The organism is uncultured Thermus sp., from assembly GCF_938010445.1.
Lineage (GTDB): Bacteria > Deinococcota > Deinococci > Deinococcales > Thermaceae > Thermus > Thermus altitudinis.
Map to the genome: position 1 here is coordinate 1 of NZ_CALLUR010000151.1, position 5,424 is coordinate 5,424.

Sequence of the window (5,424 nt, forward strand, 5' to 3'; positions counted from 1 at the left end):
GCCCGGCCAAAGGCGGTGTGGGGCCCCCCGTGGATGTAGAGGATCAGCGGATGGGGACCCTCCCCTTGCGGAAGCAACACCCAGCCCGGAACCCGGTGCCCCTCGGGGCTTGGCCACTGGGTGTACACGGGCTCGGCCAAGGGGGAGATAACGCCCTCGTTGGGGTCAAAGAGGCCCAGGGGCCCCTCGAGGCGGGCCGGACGGGTGAAGTCCTCGGTAAGGAAAAAGAGGCCCCGCTCGGTTATGGCGAAGGAAAGAACGCTACCTTCCGCGGCCACCACCTCAGCCTTTCCCTCTAGCCCGACCCGGTAAAGCCGGGCCATCCCCTCCTCGGTGCGCACGACATAAACCCCGTCCCCACCCCACTTAGGTCCTTGGGGGTGGGCGCCAAAGCGGAGATCCGAGTTGAGGGAGTTGTGTAGGCTCCCCTCAAGAAGGACCCGGGCTTGGCCCCCACGTAGGTGGTAAAGCCGGGCCTCCGTACCCCCACCCCGCTCAAAGGCGTGCCCTAGGAAGAAGAGCCCTTCCGGGCTCCACTCCAGGGCGAAGATGGGGCCAAAGCCCCCGTAAACCTTCTCCAGCGACCCATCCCTAAGGCGGTATAGGGTGTCCCGCCACTCCGCCTGGGCCTGCACATCCTCGGCCATCACCAGGTAAAGTCCCTCGGGGGAGGGCACCATTTCCTTGGGAGCGGGAAAGCGGTCCAATAGAAGCTGCTTCTGACCCCCCTCGAGGGCATAAAGGGCCACATTCCCCTCGGGCAGGAGGCCCCGGCCATCAAACTTGAAGGGCCATCCCTCGTACATGCGGGGGCTTCCCGGCTTGGGAGCCTCCTTCAGAGCCAGGAAAAACACCTCCCCTTCAGGACCCAGGGCGTAGTCCAAGACCCCCGGGGTTTCCGTAAGCCTCTCCGCCTCCCCACCCCTTAGGTCCAGGCGGAAAAGCTCCTGGACCTCCCCCACCTTGCGCAGGAAGTAGACGTAAGGATGGGCATAGCGGGGCTTTTTGGCCTCCTCCTGGGTGAGAAAGCGCAAGGCCCCGTCAAAAAGGGCCAGCCGCGAACGGTAGCGGGGAGGGTCCCCCTCCTGGACGTCGGTAAGGAGGAAAAGGGGAAAGCCCTCAGGGCCAGGGGTAAGGTCCGACAGGAAACGGAGCTTAAGGAGGATTTCCGGTGCCATACCCCCATAATACTGACCGGTCATTCGCCTGTCCCCAGGCCCGCCTTTCCGGTAAGCTGGGCGCCATGGACCGGGACGAGCTGGTGCGCTACCTGGACACGTACCTGCGCCTAGGGGACTTCCCCCAGGATGCCTCGCTAAACGGCCTGCAGGTGGAGGGGAAGAAGGAGGTGCGAAAGGTTGGGGCGGCGGTGGACGCCGCCGAGGCCATCTTCCAAAAGGCCAGGGAGGAGGGAGTGGACTTCCTCCTGGTCCACCACGGCCTTTTCTGGGGAAAACCCTTCCCCATCGTGGGCCACCACAAGCGCCGGCTGGAGCTCCTCCTCCAGGGAGGGATCAACCTCTACGCCGCCCACCTTCCCCTAGACGCTCACCCCGAGGTGGGCAACAACCACCAGCTGGCCCGGGCTCTGGGTCTGGTGGAGCTGGAACCCTTTGACGTGGGGGTAAAGGGCCGCTTTCCCCTGCCCACCCCCTTGGCCCAGGTGGCGGACATGCTGGGGCAACTCACCGGGATGCAGCCCTTGGTCCATCAAGGGGGCAAAGGCCTGGTGGAGACGGTAACCATCGTATCCGGCGGGGCGGCCAGCCTGATAGGCCAGGTGCACACGGAACTCTTCATCACCGGGGAACCCAAGCACAGCGTCTTTCACGAAACCTTTGAGCGGGGCCTTAACGTCATCTACGCCGGCCACTACGACACCGAGGTCTTCGGGGTCAAGGCCCTGGCCCAGCACCTGGAAGCCCGCTTTGGCCTACCCTGGGTTTTCCTGGACCATCCCACGGGGCTATGAAGGGCTTTTTCCTCACCCTCGAGGGCCTGGACGGCTCGGGTAAGACCACCCAGGCCCGGCTCCTGGCCCGGTTCCTAAGGGAGAAAGGCATCCGGGTCCGCCTGACCTGGGAGCCCGGCGGGGGGCTTAAGGGGGTGCGGGACCTTCTCCTAGAGGGAGAGGCCCTCTCTCCGGAAGCCGAGTACCTCCTCTTCAGCGCCGACCGGGCGGAACACGTGCGCAAGGTCATCCTTCCCGCCCTGGAAGAGGGTTACTGGGTTATATCCGACCGCTACTTGGACTCCAGCCTGGCCTACCAGGGCTATGGCCATGGCCTTCCCCTCCCTTGGCTTCTAGAGGTGGCCAGGCGGGCCACCTTGGACCTGAAACCCCGCCTCACCTTCCTCCTGGACCTGCCCCCGGAGGAGGCCCTTGGGCGGGTAGCCACCCCCGACCGCCTGGAAAGGACGGGGCTGGAGTTCTTCCGGCGGGTCAGGGAAGGCTACCTGAGGCTGGCGGAAGCGGAGCCCGAGCGCTTCCGGGTGGTGGACGCCACCCGGCCGGTGGCGGAGGTGCAAGCGGCCATCCGGTCCAGCATCCCCCAGCTCTTCCCCTGAGGGAAGGGCATCTCCATCTGCCATAATGATCCTATGCGCATCCTTCCCGCCCGGTGGCTGGCCCCCTGGGTCCTGGGGCTGGTGGCCCTGGCCCAGGGCCTATCCTTTCCCAAGAGCACCCTTTACGTGGAGCAAGGGGGAAGGCGCCACGTCCTCAAGGTGGAGGTGGCCGACACCCCGGAGCGCCAGGCCCAGGGCCTCATGTTCCGCAAAAGCCTGGGGGAGGACGAGGGCATGGTTTTCCTCTTCCCCACCCCCACGGCCGGGGGCTTCTGGATGAAAAACACCCTCATTCCCCTTTCCATCGCCTTCTTTGACCGGCAGGGGGTCATCCTGCGCATCCTGGACATGGAACCCTGCCCCAAGGATCCCTGCCCCGTGTACTACCCTGGGGTGGTCTACCAAGGGGCCCTCGAGGTGAACCAAGGCTGGTTCCACAAAAGAGGCCTCACCCCCGGGGCCCGGGTGGGCGGCGAGGCCCTGAAGTTCTGGCCCCGATAGTGGAACGGAATCCCTTTCTCCCCATCGCCGCCTTCATCCTGATCATCGGGCTTTCCGTGGTCTCCTTCCTGGGGTACATGCTGGCAGCCCGAAGGCTCCAGACCCCCCCTCCCCCCCAACGGATCGTGGTGGAAACGAAAGGGGGCACCCACACCTTGAAGGCCCGCCTAGCCCGCACCCCCGAGGCCTGGCGCCGAGGCCTGGGGGTGCGGGGCGAGGACTTGGAGGCCCTCCTCTACCTCTTCCCCGAGGCCACCGACGCCCCTTTTAGCACCGAAGGCTACCGTTTTCCCGTGCTCCTGGCCTTCCTGGATGCCCATGGCCGGGTGCTGCAGGTGGTCCAGCTGGAGCCAGGAAAGAGCTACGCCCCCGGCCTCGCCTACCGGGGGCTTTTAGAGGTCCGAAGCGGGGTGTTGAGGCTGGAACCAGGGGATCGGGTGCTTCCCTAAACCGTCTTATCCCGACCCATTCCCAAGGCCCTTAGTCGCTATCCTTGCCGCCGCTCGTGGACTCCCCACCTTCCGCTTTGGAAGAGGAATCCTTCTTGGCGTAATCCTTCACGTGCCACCCCGAACCCTTGAAGATGATGGCGGGTGGGGTGATAACCCGCTTCAAGGGCTCCCCGGTCTCCGGGTGCGCCTTAAGAGGCTCATCGTGGAAGCCCTGTTCAAACTCGTAGTAGTTACCCGTCTCCAAGCCCTTGTAGACGTAAACCGGCATACCCACCCTCCTGTTTGCCCATTTTGACACTCAACTAGCTTGAGTGTCAAGAGGGGGGAATGGTACCCTTCCCCCGTGGACAAGCCCAGCCTGCGCCGCCACTGCCTTCGCCTTTGGCGGACCCTGGACCGAGAGAGCCTTTCCCGGCAGGTGGCGGAGACCCTGGTGCCTTGGCTGAAGGGGCGGGGCTTCCAGGAGATCCTCCTTTACCATCCCCTGCCCCACGAGCTCAACCTCCTTTCCCTCACCCAGCTTTACCCTGCCCGCTACTACCTGCCCAAGGTGGCCGGCCTGGGGCTCACGGTACACCCCCTGGGCCCCTTGGCCCCCGGGCCCTTCGGCCTTTTGGAACCCACCACCCAGCCGGTGGACCCTGAGGTCCTGGAGCTGGTGGTGGTTCCTGGGTTAGCCTTTGACCAGGAAGGCTACCGCCTGGGGCACGGCAAGGGGTACTATGACCGCTTCCTGGCCACGATCCGGGCCGAGAAGCTGGGAGTGATCCCCAAGGCCCTTCTGTTTCCTCGCCTCCCCCGGGACCCTTGGGATGTGCCGGTAGGCTCCTTGGCCACGGAGGAGGGGGTACATCCGGTGGGATGACCCATGGGTCAAGCCTGGGGATGCTACACTTAGGCCCATGCAAGGAGCCCTTCTGGACCGGGACGGGGTTCTGCTCCTGATGGACGAGGAAGCCCTTTACAAGAGAGCCCTGGAGCTTTCCCTCCATGGAGCCGGGCTTGACAAAACCTTGGCCGTCCTGGCCTGGGCGGTGCGGGAGGTCAACGAAGCGGTCCGTACCCTAAGGGTGCGGACCCTCGAGGAGGAAGCCGCTTTCTGGAACGTCCTGGCCCAGAAGGTGGCCGAGGGGCTTGGGCTTTCCGGTTCCGCTAAAACCCCCTTATCCGCAGAGCTCCTCTCCTGGCGCTATTACCACTTCATGCGCAAAGCCCCGGGGGCGGAAGCCCTGCTCCGGAATCTGAAAGAACGAGGGCTCAAGGTGGGCGTCCTCTCCAACACCCTGCCAAGCCTTTGGGAGAGCCTGGCCTATCATGGCCTAGACCGGTACGTGGATGGCTTCTTCGCCTCCTGCTCCCTGGGGGTAGCCAAGCCTGACCCTAGGGCGTTTCAGATGGCCCTAAAGGGCCTGGGCCTAGCCCCCGAGGATACCCTTTATCTGGACGACGATCCGGAAAACGTGGAAGCGGCCCGCAGGCTAGGCCTGCAGGCTGAGGTCTATACCCCCCTAGGGTTCCAAACGCCTAAAGAACGGGAAGCTCCGCCACCGTAGCCACATCGGAGGCCGAAGCCCCCTGGCGGAAGACGGCAAGCCGCCCCACCACATGCCCTCCCGCCCGGAGCACCATCCGCTCCATGGCCTTCATGGTTTCGCCGCTTGCCACCACATCGGAGACCAGGGTCACCTTCTGGTTGAGAAGCTTTTCAGCAAAACGCCGGTCCAGCCAGAGCACCTCCCCCACCCCCAGAGTCAGGGTTTGCACCTCCTGGATGATGGGATCCTCCATATAGGGGCGGCGGCGCCTTCTGGCCACCACATAGGGCAGGCCCATCTCCTCCGCCAGCACATGGGTGAGGGGAATGGGGCTGGTTTCCGTGGTAAAAAGCACCTCCGTGCCCGCA

At 64.7% G+C, this 5,424-nt stretch carries 9 protein-coding genes; 6 read left to right on the forward strand and 3 right to left on the reverse strand.

Features of this window, described 5'->3' with window-relative positions:
* Window positions 1-1,178 (reverse strand): S9 family peptidase (locus Q0693_RS08380; protein WP_298630685.1); only part of this gene is annotated, 1,178 nt, incomplete at its 3' end.
* Between the two features lie 65 nt (window positions 1,179-1,243).
* On the opposite strand from Q0693_RS08380, the gene Q0693_RS08385 reads away from it, so the two are divergent.
* Genes Q0693_RS08385 through Q0693_RS08400 form a run of 4 tightly spaced genes read left to right on the forward strand, consistent with a single transcriptional unit; the run spans window position 1,244 to window position 3,518 of the window.
* Window positions 1,244-1,972, forward strand: a complete 729-nt coding sequence (locus Q0693_RS08385) for a Nif3-like dinuclear metal center hexameric protein (protein WP_243030236.1) — start codon at window positions 1,244-1,246, stop codon at window positions 1,970-1,972.
* Window positions 1,969-2,568, forward strand: a complete 600-nt coding sequence (gene tmk, locus Q0693_RS08390; protein ID WP_298630688.1) for a dTMP kinase — start codon at window positions 1,969-1,971, stop codon at window positions 2,566-2,568. Before Q0693_RS08385 ends, tmk begins: the two co-directional genes overlap by 4 nt.
* A gap of 33 nt (window positions 2,569-2,601) precedes the next feature.
* A complete protein-coding gene (locus Q0693_RS08395) occupies window positions 2,602-3,069 on the forward strand; it encodes a DUF192 domain-containing protein (RefSeq protein ID WP_298630690.1) in 468 nt (155 codons plus the stop codon).
* Window positions 3,069-3,518 carry a DUF192 domain-containing protein gene (locus tag Q0693_RS08400; protein ID WP_298630692.1) on the forward strand — a complete coding sequence of 150 codons (450 nt, stop codon included), beginning with the start codon at window positions 3,069-3,071 and terminating at the stop codon, window positions 3,516-3,518. The genes Q0693_RS08395 and Q0693_RS08400 overlap by 1 nt, the downstream gene beginning before the upstream one ends.
* Before the next feature lie 31 nt (window positions 3,519-3,549).
* Here the strand turns inward: Q0693_RS08400 and Q0693_RS08405 are convergent, their stop codons facing one another.
* Window positions 3,550-3,789 carry an FmdB family transcriptional regulator gene (locus Q0693_RS08405; protein ID WP_243030232.1) on the reverse strand — a complete coding sequence of 80 codons (240 nt, stop codon included), beginning with the start codon at window positions 3,787-3,789 and terminating at the stop codon, window positions 3,550-3,552.
* Between the two features lie 75 nt (window positions 3,790-3,864).
* On the opposite strand from Q0693_RS08405, the gene Q0693_RS08410 reads away from it, so the two are divergent.
* Both Q0693_RS08410 and Q0693_RS08415 read left to right on the forward strand, forming a co-directional pair.
* Complete coding sequence (locus Q0693_RS08410) at window positions 3,865-4,386, forward strand: 5-formyltetrahydrofolate cyclo-ligase (RefSeq protein WP_243030231.1); 522 nt, start codon at window positions 3,865-3,867, stop codon at window positions 4,384-4,386.
* 37 nt (window positions 4,387-4,423) lie between these two features.
* The gene (locus Q0693_RS08415) at window positions 4,424-5,074 is read left to right on the forward strand and encodes an HAD family phosphatase (RefSeq protein ID WP_298630695.1); all 651 of its coding nucleotides are present in this window, start codon (window positions 4,424-4,426) and stop codon (window positions 5,072-5,074) included.
* Here the strand turns inward: Q0693_RS08415 and Q0693_RS08420 are convergent.
* Window positions 5,046-5,424: adenine phosphoribosyltransferase (locus Q0693_RS08420; RefSeq protein ID WP_298630697.1), on the reverse strand; the 379-nt coding region annotated here is incomplete at its 5' end. The genes Q0693_RS08415 and Q0693_RS08420 overlap by 29 nt on opposite strands.